Here is a 20,452-nt window from a genome sequence, read left to right as displayed (position 1 = left end):
AATAGTGCACAGCGCAAGCGCCTGTTAGCTCCGACAAACGCTGGAGCCTAGATGAAAAAAACCTGCCGCAAACGCGGACAGATTTTCATTTACCATTTTTAACCTGTTTATAAAATGCATATCTTGACGTCCATACTTCAATGAAGTCCGGTGCAAACGGTCCCTTACGTTGCTTAATCCAGCCAAGTAATGTTGTTAAGTTTTTTCTCATAATCTGATCAATCGCATCGGGATAATCCATTTGTTCCTTATGATCGACATATTCATCCTCATCGAGAATCATATAACTCATATCAGGGAACACTTTCACATCTAAATCATAATCGATATACTTCAGTGATTTGTTATCATACACAAACGGCGAGCTCATGTTGATGTAATAGTAAACGCCGTCTTCCCTTAACATACAAATAATATTGAACCAGTGTTCGGCATGGAAATAGCAGATGGAAGGTTCACGTGTTAACCATGTACGACCGTCTGCTTCCGTAACAAGCGTCCGTTCATTGGCACCGATGACAATATTACGTGTCCCTTTCAATACGACCGTTTCTTGCCAGACCCTATGGATGGTCCCATTATGTTTGTAACTATGTACTTGGATAGTTTCTCCTTCTATAGCAATCGCCATGCTCATCCCCACCTTTTAGTTGCCGGAAAATTTCGAAGCTCTCATGATTTCATTATTATACCAACAGTACAGTAAAATTTGAAACCTTATCATCCTTTTTTCTGTTTTATGTCCAGAAAAGGGCAAACTTTTTTTAAGAGGGGCTGAAGCCTAAACGGTTAGAATAGCGTAGATTGCCTGGTATACAATACGGATAAAAAACCGACAGAAGCAATGAGCTTCCGTCGGCCGGTGATGTCCATCCACTTATTTTGTACCGTTTTCGTATTGGTTCGCGCGCGAACCAGAAGCATTTTTCTTGTTTGCTTCAGATTGTTGATTTTGTTTACGAACTTCGTTTACATCTGTTTCAGATCCAAACTCTTCAGCCATCTGTGAATAAGATTTGTTTTGCTGTGATAACTGATTTTGTTTTTGAACTTTGTTCGCATTTGTTTTACCTGGGTTATTATTATTTGGCAATGGATTTTCACCTCCGTACACACTATCATGTGCACAAAGGAGCTTTTTTATCCCATTGGAATATTTTACAACAAAATAGAACGTCCGCCATCGACGATGAGCGTCTGTCCACGAATCATATCTGCACCATCCGAAATAAGGAACATGGCCGTTTTCACCATGTCTTCAATTTCAACCATGCGCCCTGCTGGCGTATTTTTACGGGCATCTTCAAGGAGTTCTTCACGATTCGGGAAATGTTTCAACGCTTCCGTATCAAGCGCACCTCCAGATACCGTGTTCACAGCAATCCCTTTTGGCGCGAGCTCTACCGCTAAATAGCGTGTAATTGATTCAATCGCCGCTTTTGAAACACCGACAGTCGTGTAATTTTCAAGATACCGAATCGAGCCAAGTGAACTGACGCCAATAATTTTGCCGCCTTTGTCCATTAGTTTTGCAGCTTCTTGCGCACCAAATAGCATGGCTTTGGCATTAATGTTCATCGTCCAATCCCAATGTGACTCCTCTAACTCCATCACAGGACGTAAAACACCCGACGCTGCATTCGACACGAATACATCTAAGCGACCGAATTCCTCTTTCACTTGTTCAAACATCACGCGTAATTTTGCAACATCACCGACATTTGCACGAATCATTATCGCTTTTCTACCAAGTGCTTCAATTTCTTTTACAGTCTCTTCAGCAGCGGATTTACTACGTGCATAATTCACTACAATGTCATAGCCTTGTCTTGCAAGTTCAATCGCAAGTGCCTTTCCTAATCCTCTAGAACTCCCCGTCACCATTGCTACTTTATGATCTGTCATCAGTCGATTCTCCCTCTTTTGATCTCTTCCCATATTTTTAAAACAGGCACAGGTTTCGGCAACGATTCTACTTCTTCTGGCGTGAAAAATTGGAAGCCCTGTGGAATTGAATCCGTTCCTGTCATTCGTGCAAGATAGCTTGTCATCTCCCATGTAATATGTGAAAAGATATGTTTGAATGTTAGTATATCAGTAAGACCTTGTAGCTCAACACCAAATTGTTCATGTACTTTTTCCGGTAACGTCTTGTCATCCACTAATTCAATCATCGGAAATTCCCACAATCCTGCAAGTAAGCCTTTTGACGGTCTTTGCCTTAACAACCATTCACCATGCGCATTATGTACAGCAAATGACGCCACCGGAATCACTTTCATTTTTGTTTTCTTCGTTTTAACCGGCAATTCTTCCTGCCTGCCTTCATGAAAAGCATTGCAAAAATCACGTACCGGACAAAGGAGACATTTAGGCTTAGGCGTACAAATTGTCGCGCCAAGTTCCATCAATCCTTGATTGAATGAAGAAGGATCTTCCTTGTCGATCAAATCCATCACAACAACCTCAAAAATCTTTTTCGTACGCGGAATCGCAATATCGTCCTCAATCAGTAAAAGCCTGGACATCACCCGCATCACGTTGCCGTCAACTGCATGCTCGGGAACTCCATAGGCGATACTTAGCACTGCGCCAGCCGTATAAGGTCCTACACCTTTTAGTGTCGAGATCTCCTTACGCGTTGCAGGAACTTCTCCGCCATAGTTCTCGACTACTTCCCGAACCCCGGCTTGCAAATTCCTTGCACGCGAATAGTAACCGAGTCCTTCCCACATTTTCAACAAATCATTTTCATTCGCTGTTGCCAACGTTTCCATTGTAGGGAAGTTTTCGATGAATCGTTCATAATAAGGGATTACTGTATCGACTCTTGTTTGTTGCAGCATGACCTCAGAAACCCATATATAATAGGGATTTGACGTATTGCGCCACGGTAAGTCCCGTTTTTCACGATGATACCATGAAAGAAGGGAAGCGCGGAATTCGTCTTTTTTCTTTATAATTTGCATGTTTTCCTCCATATCACATATGCTTACTGTTAATCAGAAAAGGGTATATACTTATAGATGGATACGTATTTTTTGCCAACCATCCCGTGACTGTCGCTAATTCCTAAGCTAAAGGAGTGATCACTTGGATACTGGAACACATATTGTTATGGGCGTTGCACTTGGCGGGCTAGCGTTAGCGGATCCTGTCGTTTCAACCGAGACCGCTACAATGAGTGCGGTCGTCGCTGGTGTCATTATTGGATCGCTTATCCCAGATGTCGATACCGTTTTAAAACTAAGAAATAACGCCGTCTATATCCGAAATCACCGGGGCATTACCCATTCCGTCCCTGCGGTGATGTTATGGCCACTCGTCATCGCGTTACTATTGTCCTTGATAGTACCCGAATCCAACTTCATGCATGTATGGGCGTGGACATTTCTTGCTGTTTTTCTGCACGTCTTCGTCGATATTTTCAATTCATACGGGACGCAGGCATTACGCCCCTTTTCAAACAAGTGGGTCGCCATTGGGGTCATTAATACGTTCGATCCCATTATTTTCGTCTTACATGTCATCGCCCTCATCATTTGGGCTCTTGGTGCAAATCCTGTCTATACAATTCTGGCGACCTACGTGGTCATTTTCTTTTATTACCTACTGCGTTTTGCCATTAAATCTGCCGTAAAAAGAGCTGTTCACAATACCGTTCCCGATGCTACGGAAATTATAATTGCTCCGACGATGCGCTTTTTCCAATGGAGAATAGCTGCTTCTTCAGAGACATGCCATTATGTTGGACGTGCTTACGGCAGATCCGTTAATATTTATGACCGATTTGAGCGAGAACCCATGCCAAAATCACCTGAAATTGACGTGGCCATGTGTGACAAAAACATGGAGGCCTTCACATCATTCTCTCCTATTTATCGTTGGTCCGTCACAAGCGTCGGCGACCTATGCGAGGTGCGCCTCATTGATCTGCGCTACCGAAGCAAAGGCTATTACTCATTTGTCGCGGTCGCACATGTCGATAAAGAACTAAACGTCGTCAATTCTTATACAGGCTGGATTTTCTCAGAGGACAAGCTACGAAAAAAATTGAATTTCGCCCCAAACTCCTAATTCGAAAAGCGCAAGCGCCAGGAGCTTAGCCGATAAAATAACGGAAAGGCTATAGACATCATCCATTCGTTGTCTACAGCCTTTTCTTATTTACCTTCTTTAACAGACTTTAGCATGGCAATCGGCAATGCCTCCATTGCCCGTTCGCCACCTAATCGATAGCCCCAAGCAAATCGACCTTTTAAATAGTCGACGTGGAAGAACACTCCCTCATCGCCATCAATTCGATAAATTTCTTCTTTGTTAATGGTCTTCGGGTCGATTAAATAAGATTGTGCCATAACTGCTTTTCGCTGATATACCGCATACTCATTGACCATGCCAAGTTGCTCTGCTTTCCGCGCCTTTTCCATAATCTTTCCGATTTCTGTACGTAACTCATGCTCCGTCATCTGGCTATACTTTTTCTCAGTCTCCATTTTCCTCATTCTCCTTCTTATCAATAAATGCGTCGATTCGCTCGAACGGAATGCCTTTTTGATACATGGCCTGTTTCACTCGATTATGTAAATTACGTCCACTAAATTTCGAACTATACCGGCGCCAAGCCTTCTCTCCGATTGATTCGGTAATTCCTGTCCATTCATCATCTTCCCGATCGAAGTCGATACTATCGAGCGCTTGTTTAATAATATCAAATGAATACCCTTTACGTAGCAAGGCATTTTGGATTTTTTGTTTCAATTGTGCGGGGGCCACGGATCGATTGGCGTTTGCCGCCTTTTCTGCAAGCTTTGATGCAATTTGAAGCTGTTCATCTTCTGAATAGGATTCAAGCACTTTGTCTTGCAGCTCCTTCCCAATACCTTTTTTTTGCATCTCTTGTTGAATGGCCCTCGGACCTTTACTTGATGAGTTCTTCTGTGTTTGTAGAAGAGCTTCCGAAAAATTTTCATCGTTTAAGAAGCCAAGTTCTTTCAATTTCACAATTGCTTCCAGCACAATGGCTTCTCCATAATCAAGTTCCAACAGCTTTTTCTTTACTTCAAATTCGCTACGCATTCTAAAACCAAGATAATGGAGCGCCCGATTGAATGCTTTGCGGATTTCATCTTCATAGACCATGTCATCAATGGACCAGTCCTCAAGCGTCATGCCTTTGGTTAACCCAAATTTAACAAGTACAGACTCATGGACACTATATGCGTATTTTTCATCTAGGAAAATATTGTATCGTTCGTGATCTTTTTTCTGTTGTGTTATCTTCGTAATGACAGGCATTGTTGCATAACCCCCTACTCTTTATCAGTATACATGTTCTATCGTTTGGGTTCAGCTTAATCGATTCATCTAGAAGATTATTTTGGAGGTGTCAGAGGATGAAAATCGTCATTGCAGGCGGCTCAGGGTTTATCGGGCGTACATTGACAGATTTCCTTGTGCACGAAGGGCATAAAGTCGTGATTTTATCGAGATCAGTAAAAAAAGGCACAGAAAACATTCGTTACGTACAATGGCTTCACCCCGGAGCCAAGCCTGAAAAGGAGATTGGTTCGGCGGATGCCTTTGTCAATCTCGCCGGCGTTTCCATCAATGCTGGCCGGTGGTCTTCCGAACATCAACAACAAATTTACGACAGTCGAATGAATGCTACGGATGAGTTGTTGCGCATCATTTCTACTTTATCAACAAAACCTTCCGTTCTTGTCAATGGAAGTGCAATTGGCATCTATCCTGCTTCGGAAGATACAATCTATACAGAGTCGGCGACAGCGATTGCCGATGATTTCCTCGCCAAGACCGTAGCGGATTGGGAAAGAAAAGCCGGAATGGTTTCATTCCCAGAAACGCGCGCCGTCTTCATGAGATTTGGCGTTGTTCTCGGAAAAGGTGACGGGGCTTTGCCGCCCATGGTATTGCCCTACAAATTATTTGCAGGTGGCAAAGTTGGATCCGGCAGACAATGGATCTCTTGGATGCATATTCAAGATGTTGTTCGAGCCATCGTTTTCGCTATTGAAAATGTCCATCTACAAGGTCCCGTAAATACGACATCACCGTATCCTAAACGGATGAATGAGTTCGGGAAAACAATTGGTGCCGTTTTGCATCGCCCTCACTGGTTACCAGTCCCTTCATTTGCCATGAAGCTGGCACTTGGTCAGAAAAGTGCGCTCGTCCTCCAAGGACAGCATGTCTTGCCTAGAAAGTTACTAGACAGCGGTTTTGAATTTACATTTCCTACACTTGAATCGGCTCTAAAAAACATCCTAATCGACGACGTATAACTTATTCACTTGCGCACATCCTACCAAAAAAGGAAGGTGCATTCTTTATGGTCAAACGGCATGGCCCCGGAATTCTAATAGCCGCTTTTATTGTTTTAGCGGGACTGGTATTAAATCCATTTTCTACTGAAGCGGAAGAATTCCATTGGGGATTTAAAAAAGCGACGGATGGCGTCCCACCGAACGCAGGCGCTGCACTCGATTCGATGCTCGACAAGTATGGGGCGATTTACAAGGGAAAACCCGACGAAAAAATTGTCTACTTGACGTTCGATAATGGCTATGAGAACGGCTATACCGAAAGTATTTTAGACACATTAAAAAAGGAAGACGTTCCAGCTACGTTTTTTCTTACCGGTCACTATTTAAAAAGTGCTACACCACTCGTTAAAAGGATGATCAAAGACGGTCATGGCATTGGAAACCACTCTTATGATCACCCGAATATGGCGAATCTATCCGAACAAAGGATGGAGGAAGAATGGACCAAGTTCGACGAGCTGTTGAAGCAACTTACCGGTGTCAAACGAACTGTCTACGCAAGACCACCTGAAGGGGTATTTAATGACGCGCTTCTTGCCAAAGGGAACGAACTGGGGTATCGACATATTTTCTGGTCGGTCGCCTTCATTGATTGGCACAGGGATAAGCCTCGAGGTCGCGATTACGCCTACGGTGAATTAATGAAACAGCTTCATCCAGGTGCCGTCATTTTAATGCATACCGTGTCACCTGATAATGCACAAGCGTTACCGTCCTTTATTCAAGATGCCAAGAAAGCGGGTTACGCATTCCATACACTTGACGATCTTGTGTTGGAATATGAAAACGTTCACGCCATTTTTAGATAAAAAAAAGCGTCCGGACTTGGACGCTTTTTCTTATGCTACTGGACTGTTTGATTGTCCCTTTTTAATTAGTGACACAACGAATAAGGTCCCCAAGAAAATAGAAATCAGTAACAAGAAACTAAAACTCGCTTCAAATTCAAGAAAAAGACCGCCAAGGAAAGGCCCCGTCAAACTTCCGACACTGAAAAAGATCCCACACAATAAATTCCCTGTTGGTAACAGGTGCTTCGGCGTCATTTCGGACATATACGATATACCCAGCGAGAAAATCGAGCCGACAAACAGGCCAGCAACAAAAAACATCGACATGACGGCAATGATAGAGGTCTCTACGGTGCTTGCTACGAAGAACGACAGCGCTCCTCCCCCAAGTGCCAGCAGAAATACTGGACGTCTACCGATCTTGTCGGACAATATCCCCAGAGGTATTTGCGAAACCATCCCTCCCACGGAAAATGACACAAGAATAAGTGATACATATGTAAGATCTATTCCGCTTCTCAATGCATACACCGGATACATCGCATTAAGAGAGGATTCCAGAAACCCGTAGCCGAATGGGCCAAGAAACGCGAGCCATGCAACAGCAATCGTTGCTTTAAATCGAGTGAAAAAACGGTCTGTAGCAGCCTTTCCCTTCATAACATCCGGAAATTCATTCTTCAGCTTAAAGACAAGAGACCATGCCAGGAGGCAAAGGATACCAGAGACGATGAATGGCAATCCTTCAAAGACATTAACAAGCGGCACAAATAACGGTCCCACCGCGAATCCAGCCCCAAATGACAATCCGTAAATCGCAATATTACGACCTAGCCTTTGTTGCGAAGAAAAACTTGTAATCCATGTCTGGGTAGAAAAATGCAAGGCATGATCACCTATGCCAATCAGCAATCTTAATATGTACCAAAACACGACACTTTTCCATAATGGAAATAGCAGTAAAGAACTAAAAACAAGTATCCCGCCACCGATGATAATCGGCTTGTAGCCAAAGCGGCGTAAAGGTGCCTCCATGAACGGAGACACTAGAAGTGTTCCTATGTATAAACCTGTCGCATTCAACCCGTTCAGCGCACTCGACACACCGTCACGTTCAAAGATGGCCGAAATGAGTGGCAGTAACATTCCCTGTGAAAATCCAGAGATTGACACGATGATGACAAGTATCCAAAAACGTTTCTTCTCTACTTGCGAAAAAGTATCCATCATTCCAACGCTCCCTAAATTGTTAAGCATTAGTTGATGTTAACATATTGGAACGTATTACAAATAGTGTTTGATTATTTCCTACTCAATCATAAAGGCCCAGTCCATATCTGTTTACCAGATTACGGCTGAGCCTTTACGTATGAATTGAATCCTCATTTTCATTTTCCATTAACATAAGTCGTAGTCGTCTGTCGGCATCTAGCCGGTTGACACTTACGGATCCCCTCCTTATTAACAGGATTTGATTCGTTTCTACTCTAGGCCTCCCTTTCGTTTGATTACATGTATCATAGCATGTAATCTTTGTATTGTAAATGTTCTGTTAAGTTTAATCGTTAATTCATTCTAAAGTTCTATTTCAATTCCTTATTCTACCTTTGTACAAACAAAAGTTCATGATAACCGACTGATGCATAACTAACCGTAGTAAGTTGAAAAGTTCCGTTTTTTCGTTTACGATTACAGTAATGAAAAGAGGTGTACGGATTGGACAAAGCACAAGATAACAACCATGTTGATGGATTAAAAACACGCTTCCATCAATTCCTTGAAACACTCGATACAATTGAACCTGAAACAGCAGATTTACAAGAAATCGATCGACTCATCAGCATGATAGACGAACTTGAAGAACAAGTCGAAAAGATAAAATCAAATAACTAACCATCCAGGGGGATTTGAGCATGTACATAGAACAAATTGAAAAAAGTATGTATGACCTCATCTGCGAAACATCCACAAACCTTCCGAAAGACGTACGGCGGAAGATCCTTGCGGCGAAAGAACAGGAAGATGCGGGTACACGCGCCGCAATGAGCTTAGACACCATCGCTCAAAATATCAACATGGCAGACGAAAAAATGTCTCCAATCTGTCAGGACACGGGCTTACCTACATTTAAAGTTAAAACACCAGTCGGCGTGAACCAGATTGAAATCAAAGCAGCCATTAAACGGGCGATTGTTCAAGCAACAAAAGATACGAAGCTCCGCCCGAACTCCGTTGACTCCCTTACAGGCGACAACAGCGGTGATAATCTTGGTGAAGGTGTCCCTGTTGTGAAATTTGAGCAATGGGAACAAGATCACATCGAAGTAAAACTAATTCTTAAGGGCGGCGGCTGTGAAAATAAAAACATCCAATATAGCCTCCCTACTGAACTTGATGGGCTTGGACGTGCTGGACGCGACCTAGACGGCATTCGCAAATGCGTTTTGCATTCTGTCTATCAAGCACAAGGACAAGGATGTTCGGCTGGTTTCATCGGCGTTGGAATCGGTGGCGACCGTGCTTCAGGCTACGACCTAGCAAAAGAACAACTCTTCCGTGCAGTGGATGACGTGAATCCTAACGACAAATTAGCAGAGCTTGAAGCTTACATTTTAGAATCTGCAAACAAACTTGGCATCGGCACAATGGGCTTTGGTGGCGAAGCGACTCTTCTTGGTTGTAAAGTAGGCGTCATGCATCGGATTCCAGCTAGCTTCTATGTTTCCGTCGCGTATAACTGCTGGGCTTACCGCCGGATGGCTGTCGATATCGATGCAACATCTGGGAAAATTACAAACTGGCATTATAATGATGGAGAAAAGATTGCCTTCACACAAGAAGATAACAAGCAAGATGAGCAATCATCTGCTCGTACTGTAGAGCTTACTGCACCGATTTCAGAAGAACAAATTCGTGACTTAAAAGTTGGCGACGTTGTTAAAATTTCTGGACGTATGTATACAGGTCGCGATGCGATTCATAAACATCTTTCCGAAAACGATTCACCTGTCGATTTAAACGGACACATCATCTACCATTGCGGCCCTGTTGTCGCGAAGACAGAAGATGGTGGCTATGAGATTAAAGCCGCTGGTCCAACAACATCAGCGCGTGAGGAACCGTACCAAGGCGACATCATGAAAAAGTTCGGCGTTCGTGCCGTCATTGGTAAAGGTGGCATGGGTCCTAAAACACTTGCTGCACTTGAAGAACATGGCGGTGTCTACCTCAACGCAATCGGCGGAGCTGCACAATATTATGCCGACTGCATCAAAGCTGTTGAAGGCGTCGACCTGCTTCAATTCGGCATCCCTGAAGCAATGTGGCACCTACGTGTTGAGGACTTCACAGCGGTCGTTACGATGGACTCACACGGCAATAGTTTACACGCCGATGTGGATAAGTCGTCACTTGAGAAACTGGCACAGTTTAAAGAAAAAGTATTTAGCTAAAGAACAAATGCGCATGGTGCCGTCTAGATGCAAAATCACTATGTCGCAGCGTTTCCTACAATACGAGATTATATAATACGAATAGAGTAATGCCCTGCATCGGAATCATTTCCGAACGCAGGGCATTTTTTTAGCTTTGGTGTTGGGTTCGTCAATCGCTGCGTGCTGTATGTATGCGTTGTCGCCTGTGTGCCCTGATCCTTGTTTTCATACGGCATATCCTATAGTGCATCTTTAATCTTTTTTACAAGCTGATTTGTAACACTTTCTATTCGCCTATGCTACACTATAGATAATAATGATTATTATATTATAACTGATATCAAATAGATCCATTAAGTCGATTTCCTCTAACAGGAATCGACTTTTGTATTTTAATAAGGGTTATGAAATTGATAGTCATTCTCAACAAGGAGGTCATTCATATGAATATTATCAGTGAAGAAAGAAAACAAACAGCCCCCCAGTGGTTCGAACATCTTGAACTCATCGCTGCCATTGGTTCAGGAATCCTCATCGGCGTAGCATGGCTGAGCAGTAAAAGTGGGGTCGAAGCATTTCCCGTCACCCTTTACATCATTGCCTTTTTAATCGGAGGATTCGCTAAAGCGAGAGAAGGCATTAAAGAAACGATTGAGAATAAGGAACTGAATGTCGAAATGCTAATGATTTTTGCCGCATTTGGTTCCGCCCTAATCGGCTACTGGGCGGAAGGTGCCATCCTTATTTTCATCTTTGCAATTAGCGGTGCCCTAGAAACGTATACACTCAATAAAAGCCACAAAGAAATTTCCGCCCTTATGCAATTACAGCCGGAAGAAGCATGGCTCATTCAAGATGGCGGTAGCGAATACAAAGTGCCGACTGACTCCCTGAAAGTCGGATCCATTATCCTTGTCAAACCAGGTGAACGGATTCCTGTCGATGGGGTCATCATTTACGGCACCACGTCCATCGATATGTCTGCCATTAACGGTGAATCGATTCCAACTCTAAAGGAAACGGGTGACGAACTGTTTGCTGGCACGGTCAATTTAAGTGGCGCGATTCAAGTGAAGATGACAAAACCAAGTTCCGAAACACTTTTTCAGAAAATCATTACACTTGTCCAAAGTGCACAGAGTGAGAAATCGCCGTCACAGCAATTTATTGAAAAATTTGAAGGGGTTTACGTTAAAATTGTCATCATTGCTGTTTTGGTGATGATGTTCCTTCCCCACTTCTTATTCGGATGGGATTGGACAACAACGATTTACCGCGCCATTGTCCTGCTTGTCGTTGCCTCACCATGTGCACTTGTTGCATCCATCATGCCCGCTACGCTTGCAGCAGTTTCAAACGGGGCAAAACGCGGGGTGCTCTTTAAAGGCGGCGTTCATCTTGAGCATCTTGGCTCCCTCAACACCATTGCCTTTGACAAAACCGGGACATTGACGAATGGAAAACCTGTTGTTACGGACTTCCTCGTACGCGATGGTGAAGATGTAGACGCAATCTTAACGGTACTCGCAAGTATCGAATCTCAATCGAATCACCCGCTTGCTATCGCGATTACAAATTATGCAACAGATAAAGGAATGACATTAACCCGTAATCTTCAAATCGAAGACGTACCCGGTCACGGCATCCGAGCAGTCACAGAAGCAGGACAATTACTCATTGGTAACCCACGCTTCGTTGGCCAAGAGTTAGCAGAAAGCTTTCAACAAGGAATTGCTTTCGCACTTGCAGATCAAGGGAAAACCGTCATCTACATGAAGGACGAAAAAGGAATTGTCGCTGCTGCCGCCCTAAAAGATACTGTACGTCCAGAAGCCGTACAGGCAATCAAAGAGTTGAAAAGCGTAGGTATCTTCACAGTGATGCTCACTGGGGATAATGAAAAAACAGCTGCCGCCATTGCCAAAGAAACAGGACTCGATTCGTACGTCGCAGACTGTTTACCAGCCATGAAAGTTGATCATATAAAACACTTACTTGCCAAATATAAGACTGTCGGAATGGTCGGAGACGGCATTAATGACGCACCTGCCCTTGCAACGGCAACATCTGGCATTGCGATGGGCGAAGGAACTGACGTCGCACTTGAAACAGCCGATATCGTTCTAATGCAAAACGATTTGACACGGATTTCTTATGCCATCAAGCTTTCTCGTAAGATGCAGCGAATTGTCAAACAGAATGTCTTCTTTTCTATTGCAGTCATCTCGGTACTCATCGTTTCAAACTTTATGCAATTCGTCGATTTACCGCTTGGGGTCATCGGCCACGAAGGCAGTACGATTCTTGTCATATTGAATGGTTTACGAATGCTCAATCGGATAGATTAGGCGGCTCCCACTTCATCATGGAGTGCATAAGAAAAAAGGTCGTGCATTCACTTGATCGCACGACCTTTTGCTCTTGCCAATTTTACCGCTTCCCGCTCGGTCATGACGGCATTAAGTAGCCCACCGAGTATCAAAATAATTCCCGAAAAGTATAACCACAACATCAAGACAATAATCGCTCCAATACTTCCATATGTATTTGAGAAATTCCCAAAATTCCCGACGTAAAATGAAAAGATAAAAGAAGTAAGTATCCATCCCACTGTTGCAAATAATGCACCTGGAATCACACTTTTCCAACGCAGTTTTAAATTCGGAACTACCCAGTAAACGACTACAAATACAAGGGAAATAAGAACGGGTGGTATACCCCATCGTAAACTATCCCAAAAGGCAAGAAAACTTTCTTCTACCCCCAAAACTGAAAATGCAAATACGCCAATTTGTTGCCCAAATACCGATAAAGTCAGTGCAATCAGAAAGACTCCAATAAGTAAAACGGTAAAAACTAATGACAAAGCGCGCGTGACGATGAATGAGCGTGTCTCGGCTGTATAATAAGCCAAATTTAACGCCTTCGTAAGTGCGTTCACACCTTTAGATGCCGACCAAATTGTCGCAAGTGCGCCAATGGACAGCAAACCACCGTTTCGATTGGTGAGCACCTCGGCCAACGTATTCTCAATAAGCAAGGCGACACTTTCTGGAGCATAACTCCGAATAAATAAAAAAACCTGTGCTTCATCAATACTTAAAAACGGCAACAATGTAATGAGGAAGATAAGAAGTGGAAACAATGACAGCAGAAAAAAAAAGGCGAGCTGAGAAGCAAGTCCTGTTATATCTACTTTCCTTATCCGAATCAATAGCTCTTTCCAAAAGCCCTGCGTCGTTGTAACGTCAAATTTTTCAAGATCCCCTTCTATGACGTCATCGTAAAACTTCATAATCTCAGTATCTCCCACCAAACCGTTGATCACTTGTCTTACCTTCCCCACATTCTCTTCATCGCTATCTTTGGGAGTTAAACGCTTTTTGTCTTTCACACCCTCTCCCCCTTCACTGCGTCATTTCAAAGTTTGCTTACCCTAAACTATCGTTGACAATTGATTTATATTCATCTTTTGACTCCACAAATGTATCTTTCGTATCCATCACAATGTCTTTCACTTGCGGCGTCAATATTTTCAATTCCTCTACTTGCGCTTTAATGTATGTTGCATCCCCAGCCAGTTGTTCATAAAGCGTCTGAAACTTTTCTTTCTTCTCCATTACCTTTGATTTAAGGACATCTGGATTTTGGGTATAAAAATTGATACCTAACACGAGTTCCTTCGACTTTTCTGTTACCTGCTTGCGCGTAGTTTTGTCAAACATACTCACAACAGCCCCTACAAGCGCACCTACAAAAATGCATTTACCGAATTTACTACTACTCATATTAAACCCTCCATTTTCAACTAATTCGCATATATATTATACCCTGTGGCAAAGGGAAACAAACAATATTGACAACTTAAGAAAAAAAGGCTTGACGAAAGCTTTAAACTTTCGGAATATTAACAATAGTAGTAACTATACTAGATTGAAAGGAAGGACGTGTTCACCGGGGAATTGAATGTCCAGTAGCAGTCAAACTAATCAAAGGGGGTATGGAGATGGAAGCAATTCACGATTTTTTAAAAAGTGCTGGGGATATTATTTGGGGGCCACCACTACTCATCTTACTAGTCGGGACAGGGATTTTTCTAACGGTTCGACTTTCGTTTATTCAAGTTCGCTTACTTCCTTATTCTTTAAAACAAGTATTTTCGAGAAACCATGATAAAAAAGTAGATGGGGATATATCGCAGTTTCAGGCACTGATGACAGCCATGGCTGCTACAGTTGGGGTCGGGAATATCGTCGGAGTTGCGACCGCGGTTGTCATGGGGGGACCGGGAGCAATTTTCTGGATGTGGCTAGCCGGATTTTTTGGCATGGCCACAAAATACGGAGAAGCCATTCTTGCTGTAAAATATCGGGTCAAAGATGCCAATGGTCAAATGGCAGGCGGACCGATGTATTATCTTGAACATGGATTGAAACAAAAATGGCTTGGTGTGCTTTTTGCCCTTTTCGGTGCGCTTGCTGCATTCGGTATCGGGAACGGAACACAAGCAAAAGCTGTGGCAGACGTCATGAAACTTACTTTTAATGTTCCACACTACGCTACGGGAATTGGGCTCGTTATTTTCGGAGCACTCGTTATCCTTGGTGGTATTAAATCAATCGGAAAAGTTACAGCATTTTTCGTTCCTATTATGGCACTGTTCTATTTTATCGCGGGTGCCATTGTTGTCGTCATGAACTTCGACCTTGTTCCGGCAGCGTTTGGGCTTATCTTCTCAGATGCATTCAGTGGACAGGCACTCGCAGGTGGGGCCATCGGTACCGTTATTCGCTTCGGGGTTGCCCGCGGTCTATTCTCAAATGAGGCCGGTCTTGGATCTGCTCCAATCGCAGCCGCTGCTGCAAGAACGGATATGCCTGGTCGCCAAGCACTTATTTCAATGACACAAGTACTATTTGATACGATTATTATCTGTTCAATTACAGGTGTAACAATTGTTATGTCAGGTCAATGGAAAAATCCAGCCATCGAACCAGGAGATCTTACTGCAGCAGCATTCGGTACATTCCTGGGCAGCACAGGTCCCTATGTCGTTGCAATTGGACTCATTTTCTTTGCCACTTCTACCATTTTGGGATGGAGCTACTACGGAGAGAAATGCTTCCAATACTTAGTACCTAACCAAAAATACGTTCTCTTCTATCGTCTTGCCTTTGTTGCATTCATCTTTGTAGGTGCGACAGTATCCCTGGATATTATTTGGACATTCGCCGACGTCATGAATGGACTAATGGCCATTCCAAACTTAATCGGACTCCTTGGGCTATCTGGTGTGATTGTTTATGAAACGAAACGCTTCCATGTAAAAATAAAAGAAGAGGAAGCCGCGAAGGTAGAGGCGAAGGAGGCAGCAAAGAAAGCTGCTTAACTTTCAGTTGACACCCTGTTAGATTAATGAAATGATTAGTTCCAAGCTAATGAAAGGTGGACAAAATACATGGATTTATCTAACCCAACGCCAGAAAACGTCGTATATATGATTGAGAAAATCAAAGATAAACTTCGTATGGTCAACGTAGACGCTATGAAAGCTGAAAATTTCAGTACCGCACAATATGAGGATTTGCATTATATGTATGAAATGGTTATGAAACGCACTACGATTACTCCAAATGAAATGCAAGCTATCGTTGCAGAACTTGGCTCATTACGAAAATAATTATAAAGAACAAAAGCGCAAGCACCTGTTCAGCCCCGACAAGTAGGAAGGATGCAGTTCAATCCTTCCCTGCTGGAAGGCTTGAAGAAAAAGGCGCTCTTTGCCTTTATCTTCAAGGGGTAGGCAGTCTAAAAACGCCACGTCCTGTGGCAACGACTGCATGACCTACATCCTGTAGGCCCAAGCGACTCGAGGGGCTAGGCGCTGGAGTCTAGACTACAAAAAAATTCACCGGCGGGTCATACTGCCTGTGAATTTTTTTATGGGGTTTTATTTTTCAAATGCTGACCCATCTTTGAGAACCAATGGCTGGATAAGCACTTCTACCCGCCTATTTTTACTTCGGCCTTCCGCTGTGTCATTTGATGCAATTGGGTGGTACTCCCCGTACCCTTTTGTACTAAAGAGCAGCGGATTAATATTACCGCTATCGACAATAATTTTCAAAAAATTCACAGCCCGAATTACACTAAGTTCCCAGTTTGACTGGAATTCAGCATTGTTCATCGGGACATTATCCGTATGACCTGTAACAACGATCTGACGGGGTGGATCAAAAATAAGTAAATCTGCGAGATCCCCAGCAATCGGTTTATACTCCTCACGAATCGTCGCCTTACCCGGACTAAAAAGGATACTATCTCTAATCGTGATCAGTAGCCCTTCATCGGTCATTTCTGTTTCAAATTGATTTTCTAATTCATTCACTGCAATATATTCATCCACTCGATCTTGAGTTTCACCTAGTGATTTCTGGTCCTCTAAATAAGATGTATTTTCCTCACTCGTACCATTAGTATCTTTCGGTACGGCGATAGGTACAGATGCTGCATTGTCCATCACACCATTGCCACCATCAAAAATCTCATTAAAAACCGATGAAATCTGACTAAATTTTGATTCGTCTATTGTACTGGAGGCGAAAAGTACAACGAATAGTGCGAAAAGAAGAGTCAGAAGATCGGCGTATGGCAATAGCCATGATTCATCAACATGATGAGCCTCTTTTTTCTTCTTACGTCTCTTCTGCAAACGAACTCTCCTCCTTCTTACTTTCTTCATTTTTAACAGCCAGTTTTCGGCGTTCTTCAGCAGATAAATAAGATGAAAGTTTCTGTTCAATAACGCGTGGTGCCTCCCCCTCAAGTACAGAGAGAATCCCCTCAATCATCATCGTTTTTTGTCGGACTTCTTCGCCAGATTTACGTTTCAACTTATTCGCAAAAGGATGCCAAAGAACGTAACCTGTAAAAATACCAAGCAAAGTAGCGATAAACGCAGCAGAAATCGCCTGCCCTAGCGCATCAATATCATTCAGATTCTTAAGTGCTGCGATCAGTCCTACAACTGCTCCTAGTACGCCTAGCGTCGGCGCATAAGTACCCGCCTGCGAGAATATGAGAGCCCCAGCCGCATGGCGATCTTCCATTGCATCAATTTCTTCACTAAGAACATCACGGATATAATCGGCATTCTGACCGTCAATCGCCAGCCCAAGACCATTTTTCAGAAACGGATTCTGAATATCGTCCGTCTTTGCCTCTAGCGATAACAGTCCTTCACGTCGTGCAACATCTGCCCAGCCAGAAAACATGCGAACAACTTCAGCGTCCGACACAAGTTTCTGTTCTTTAAAGAGCACGCCAAAAAGTTTTGGTACACGTTTCAATTCACTCATTGGGAAAGCAATAATGACAGATGCAATTGTCCCAAGGATAATAATGAGGATAGCTGCTAAGTTCAGCAAGTTGTCTGGTGTAACACCTTTCATGGCCATCCCAACAAAGAGAGCGACAACTCCTAGTATAAGCCCAAAAACTGTTGAAAAATCCATACTTTGAACCTCCAAATATTCCATTCTTCTTCTTATTTCGGCATCTTTCTCAACTTCTTTAGGTAGACTGTTAGATTAAATATAGTAACTTTTAGTAAATGTTCACAACCTGTCTAATTATTTAGACGTTGCAGGCTAGATAGTTATCTTGCTATTATAAAAGATGATAGGGAAGGGAGAAATTATTCATGTCAACTTTTGAAGAGCAATTATCACGCTACGCCGAACTTGCAGTAAATGTAGGGGTCAATATTCAACCGAATCAAATTCTTTATGTTAGCGCATCCACTGAGGCAACAGAATTTGTCCGTCTTGTGACAGAAAAAGCGTATGATGCAGGTGCACGTCACGTAATCGTAGATTGGATCGATGATGTCGTTTCCCGCTTACGTTTTGAAAAAGCACCAGCTGATTCCTTTACTGAATTCCCTGAATGGAAGGTAATGGAACGTGAACAACTTGCGGAAAAAGGTGCGGCATTCATGAGCATCGTTTCCCAAAGCCCCGATCTGTTGAAAGGGATTGATCCTTCACGTATTGCGGATTCCCAAAAAGCAGCTGGGCAAGCACTCGATAAATACCGTCAATATGTTCAATCCGATAAAATAAGCTGGACAGTCATTGCAACACCATCCGTAGCATGGGCAGCAAAAGTGTTCCCAAATCTGCCAGAAAACGAACAAGTTTCTGCACTTTGGACTGCTATTTTCAAAGCAGTACGTGCAGACCAACAAGACCCGATTCAATCATGGGTTGAACACGACAATAACTTACATGAAAAAGTGGATTATCTTAATAACAAACGGTTCCGTAAACTTCATTACACGGCGCCTGGCACGGACTTAACAGTCGAGTTACCTGAAGGACATCTTTGGTGTGGTGCAGGTAGCGTCAACGAAAAAGGTCATACATTCATGGCAAATATGCCTACAGAAGAAGTATTCACTGTTCCTTTGAAAACGGGCGTTAATGGCTATGTATCCAGCACTAAGCCGCTTAGTTACGGCGGCAATATCATCGATAACTTCAAAATCACATTCAAAGATGGTCGTGTAACAGAAGTTTCGGCAGAACAAGGTCAGGAAGTGTTACAACGTCTGATTGATACGGATGAAGGTGCCAAACATCTTGGCGAAGTAGCCCTTGTCCCACACGCCTCACCAATTTCGCAATCCGGTTTGCTTTTCTACAACACACTATTTGATGAAAATGCTTCAAATCACTTTGCACTTGGAAGTGCCTATGCATTCTGTATCGAGGGTGGAAAAGAAATGGCACGCGAAGAACTTGAAACAAACGGGTTAAACCAAAGTATTACCCACGTAGACTTCATGGTTGGGTCTGATGAAATGGATATTAACGGAATATTCGACGATGGTTCTACGGAGCCTGTTTTCAACAAAGGCAACTGGGCATTCTAATAATCTTCACAAATTAGATAAACATTTCATATCCCTCTTAATTTAATTGCCTTTTTACTGTATAATGATAGTTGTAATGAATTATTACTGTCAGAGAGGGGTCTTATATATGGGCTTAATGTTCACAACAGTCATCGGTTTCATGGTCGTTATGGGTATTTCAGGGTTATTTATCATGAGAAGTCTCCAGACAGCTTTCATAGCAGTCGATTCAGAAATAGTTGATCCAAAACCTGAAACAAAATTTTAAGAGTTGCCAATAGGCAGCTCTTTTCTTTTTACATCTTTTTCTGTAATATAAAACTAATCACAACTATTGGAGGTTGCCATGACTATTCTTGGGGAAATTCTTAATTTCAACGACTCATTTGTAACGGAAAAGCACTATGAACAGTATGCAACGACAAAGTTTCCCGACAAACGTATTGTCATTTTGACGTGTATGGATACGAGACTAACAGAATTATTACCTAAAGCGATGAACTTAAAAAATGGCGATGCCAAAATTATTAAAAGTGCCGGTGCGGTCGTCACACACCCTTTTGGTGGGATTATGCGAAGCATACTAATCGCTGTCTATGAACTGCAAGCCGATGAAGTATACATCGTTGGACATCACGATTGTGGAATGAGCTCAATTGATACGGGAAAAATCATCGGAGAGATGGTTGATCGTGGTATAGATAAAAGCCTTTTCACTACGCTAAAATATTCCGGCATCGACATGAAAGATTGGCTTCATGGCTTTGAAGATGTGACAAAAAGTGTCAGAATGAGTGTAGACGCCGTTCGAAACCATCCCCTGATGGATAAAAAGGTACCCATTCATGGACTCGTGGCTCACCCGGATACGGGAAAACTCGATATTATTGTCGATGGGTATGCTTTCATGACTAAGGAATAACACGACTTATTCCCCGGGAAATAGACAAGAGCCGATCCTTT

At 42.9% G+C, this 20,452-nt stretch carries 22 protein-coding genes; 11 read left to right on the top strand and 11 right to left on the bottom strand.

The genetic code is table 11. The features are described from left to right. Positions 1-85: 85 nt before the first annotated feature. From ntdP to mutY, 4 genes are all read right to left on the bottom strand, one after another. Entirely contained in the window at positions 86-631 is a 546-nt protein-coding gene (ntdP, locus tag ACIQ0H_RS19985) for a nucleoside tri-diphosphate phosphatase (RefSeq protein WP_403418782.1), read from the bottom strand. Between the two features lie 246 nt (positions 632-877). Beyond that, the gene (locus ACIQ0H_RS19980; RefSeq protein WP_403418780.1) at positions 878-1,093 is read right to left on the bottom strand and encodes a gamma-type small acid-soluble spore protein; all 216 of its coding nucleotides are present in this window, start codon (positions 1,091-1,093) and stop codon (positions 878-880) included. A 65-nt stretch (positions 1,094-1,158) separates the two neighbouring features. Further along, positions 1,159-1,905, bottom strand: coding sequence for an enoyl-[acyl-carrier-protein] reductase FabL (gene fabL, locus ACIQ0H_RS19975; protein ID WP_403418778.1), 747 nt, complete (start codon positions 1,903-1,905; stop codon positions 1,159-1,161). Further along, positions 1,905-2,969, bottom strand: a complete 1,065-nt coding sequence (mutY, locus tag ACIQ0H_RS19970; protein WP_403418776.1) for an A/G-specific adenine glycosylase — start codon at positions 2,967-2,969, stop codon at positions 1,905-1,907. Before mutY ends, fabL begins: the two co-directional genes overlap by 1 nt. Positions 2,970-3,093: 124 nt before the next feature. Here mutY and ACIQ0H_RS19965 point away from each other — a divergent pair, with 124 nt between their 5' ends. Continuing rightward, positions 3,094-4,077, top strand: coding sequence for a metal-dependent hydrolase (locus tag ACIQ0H_RS19965; protein ID WP_403418774.1), 984 nt, complete (start codon positions 3,094-3,096; stop codon positions 4,075-4,077). 86 nt (positions 4,078-4,163) lie between these two features. On the opposite strand, the gene ACIQ0H_RS19960 is transcribed toward ACIQ0H_RS19965, so the two are convergent. Next, positions 4,164-4,496 (bottom strand): YfhH family protein, encoded by a 333-nt coding sequence (locus tag ACIQ0H_RS19960; protein ID WP_403418773.1) that lies wholly within the window; start codon positions 4,494-4,496, stop codon positions 4,164-4,166. Further along, a complete protein-coding gene (gene recX, locus ACIQ0H_RS19955; RefSeq protein WP_403418771.1) occupies positions 4,486-5,298 on the bottom strand; it encodes a recombination regulator RecX in 813 nt (270 codons plus the stop codon). Before recX ends, ACIQ0H_RS19960 begins: the two co-directional genes overlap by 11 nt. A gap of 98 nt (positions 5,299-5,396) precedes the next feature. On the opposite strand from recX, the gene ACIQ0H_RS19950 reads away from it, so the two are divergent. Beyond that, positions 5,397-6,305 carry a TIGR01777 family oxidoreductase gene (locus ACIQ0H_RS19950; RefSeq protein WP_403418769.1) on the top strand — a complete coding sequence of 303 codons (909 nt, stop codon included), beginning with the start codon at positions 5,397-5,399 and terminating at the stop codon, positions 6,303-6,305. A gap of 47 nt (positions 6,306-6,352) precedes the next feature. Then, positions 6,353-7,156, top strand: coding sequence for a polysaccharide deacetylase family protein (locus ACIQ0H_RS19945; protein ID WP_403418768.1), 804 nt, complete (start codon positions 6,353-6,355; stop codon positions 7,154-7,156). A 30-nt stretch (positions 7,157-7,186) separates the two neighbouring features. On the opposite strand, the gene ACIQ0H_RS19940 is transcribed toward ACIQ0H_RS19945, so the two are convergent. Continuing rightward, on the bottom strand, positions 7,187-8,365 hold the full coding sequence (locus ACIQ0H_RS19940; RefSeq protein ID WP_403418816.1) for an MFS transporter: 1,179 nt from the start codon (positions 8,363-8,365) through the stop codon (positions 7,187-7,189). 489 nt (positions 8,366-8,854) lie between these two features. On the opposite strand from ACIQ0H_RS19940, the gene ACIQ0H_RS19935 reads away from it, so the two are divergent. From ACIQ0H_RS19935 to ACIQ0H_RS19925, 3 genes are all read left to right on the top strand, one after another. Next, the gene (locus ACIQ0H_RS19935; RefSeq protein ID WP_403418766.1) at positions 8,855-9,031 is read left to right on the top strand and encodes an SE1561 family protein; all 177 of its coding nucleotides are present in this window, start codon (positions 8,855-8,857) and stop codon (positions 9,029-9,031) included. Positions 9,032-9,051: 20 nt separating this feature from the next. After that, positions 9,052-10,590, top strand: coding sequence for a fumarate hydratase (locus tag ACIQ0H_RS19930; RefSeq protein ID WP_403418764.1), 1,539 nt, complete (start codon positions 9,052-9,054; stop codon positions 10,588-10,590). 425 nt (positions 10,591-11,015) lie between these two features. Then, positions 11,016-12,920, top strand: a complete 1,905-nt coding sequence (locus ACIQ0H_RS19925) for a heavy metal translocating P-type ATPase (RefSeq protein ID WP_403418762.1) — start codon at positions 11,016-11,018, stop codon at positions 12,918-12,920. Positions 12,921-12,967: 47 nt separating this feature from the next. Here ACIQ0H_RS19925 and ACIQ0H_RS19920 read toward each other — a convergent pair whose 3' ends face one another. Together ACIQ0H_RS19920 and ACIQ0H_RS19915 are read right to left on the bottom strand one after the other, a co-directional pair. Further along, positions 12,968-13,966, bottom strand: a complete 999-nt coding sequence (locus ACIQ0H_RS19920) for a YihY/virulence factor BrkB family protein (RefSeq protein ID WP_403418760.1) — start codon at positions 13,964-13,966, stop codon at positions 12,968-12,970. A gap of 37 nt (positions 13,967-14,003) precedes the next feature. Further along, positions 14,004-14,360, bottom strand: a complete 357-nt coding sequence (locus ACIQ0H_RS19915; RefSeq protein WP_403418758.1) for a YtxH domain-containing protein — start codon at positions 14,358-14,360, stop codon at positions 14,004-14,006. A 218-nt stretch (positions 14,361-14,578) separates the two neighbouring features. On the opposite strand from ACIQ0H_RS19915, the gene ACIQ0H_RS19910 reads away from it, so the two are divergent. Continuing rightward, positions 14,579-15,961, top strand: coding sequence for an alanine/glycine:cation symporter family protein (locus ACIQ0H_RS19910; protein WP_403418756.1), 1,383 nt, complete (start codon positions 14,579-14,581; stop codon positions 15,959-15,961). 69 nt (positions 15,962-16,030) lie between these two features. Further along, positions 16,031-16,252, top strand: coding sequence for a DUF1128 domain-containing protein (locus ACIQ0H_RS19905; RefSeq protein ID WP_403418754.1), 222 nt, complete (start codon positions 16,031-16,033; stop codon positions 16,250-16,252). Positions 16,253-16,522: 270 nt separating this feature from the next. On the opposite strand, the gene motB is transcribed toward ACIQ0H_RS19905, so the two are convergent. Then, entirely contained in the window at positions 16,523-17,284 is a 762-nt protein-coding gene (motB, locus tag ACIQ0H_RS19900) for a flagellar motor protein MotB (protein WP_403418752.1), read from the bottom strand. After that, a complete protein-coding gene (gene motA / locus ACIQ0H_RS19895; protein ID WP_403418750.1) occupies positions 17,268-18,086 on the bottom strand; it encodes a flagellar motor stator protein MotA in 819 nt (272 codons plus the stop codon). The genes motB and motA overlap by 17 nt, the downstream gene beginning before the upstream one ends. A gap of 188 nt (positions 18,087-18,274) precedes the next feature. Here motA and ACIQ0H_RS19890 point away from each other — a divergent pair, with 188 nt between their 5' ends. From ACIQ0H_RS19890 to ACIQ0H_RS19880, 3 genes are all read left to right on the top strand, one after another. Further along, on the top strand, positions 18,275-19,507 hold the full coding sequence (locus ACIQ0H_RS19890; protein ID WP_403418748.1) for an aminopeptidase: 1,233 nt from the start codon (positions 18,275-18,277) through the stop codon (positions 19,505-19,507). Positions 19,508-19,616: 109 nt separating this feature from the next. Next, positions 19,617-19,757: a hypothetical protein gene (locus ACIQ0H_RS19885; RefSeq protein ID WP_403418746.1), complete on the top strand. Its 141-nt coding sequence runs from the start codon at positions 19,617-19,619 to the stop codon at positions 19,755-19,757. Between the two features lie 78 nt (positions 19,758-19,835). Then, positions 19,836-20,411: a beta-class carbonic anhydrase gene (locus tag ACIQ0H_RS19880; protein ID WP_403418744.1), complete on the top strand. Its 576-nt coding sequence runs from the start codon at positions 19,836-19,838 to the stop codon at positions 20,409-20,411. The last annotated feature ends 41 nt before the right edge of the window (positions 20,412-20,452 follow it).

Origin of the sequence: Sporosarcina sp. NPDC096371 (assembly GCF_044762865.1) — a bacterium.
Lineage (GTDB): Bacteria > Bacillota > Bacilli > Bacillales_A > Planococcaceae > Sporosarcina.
Note: the sequence above shows the minus strand (reverse complement) of the source record. Positions and strands in the feature narration are given on the sequence as shown.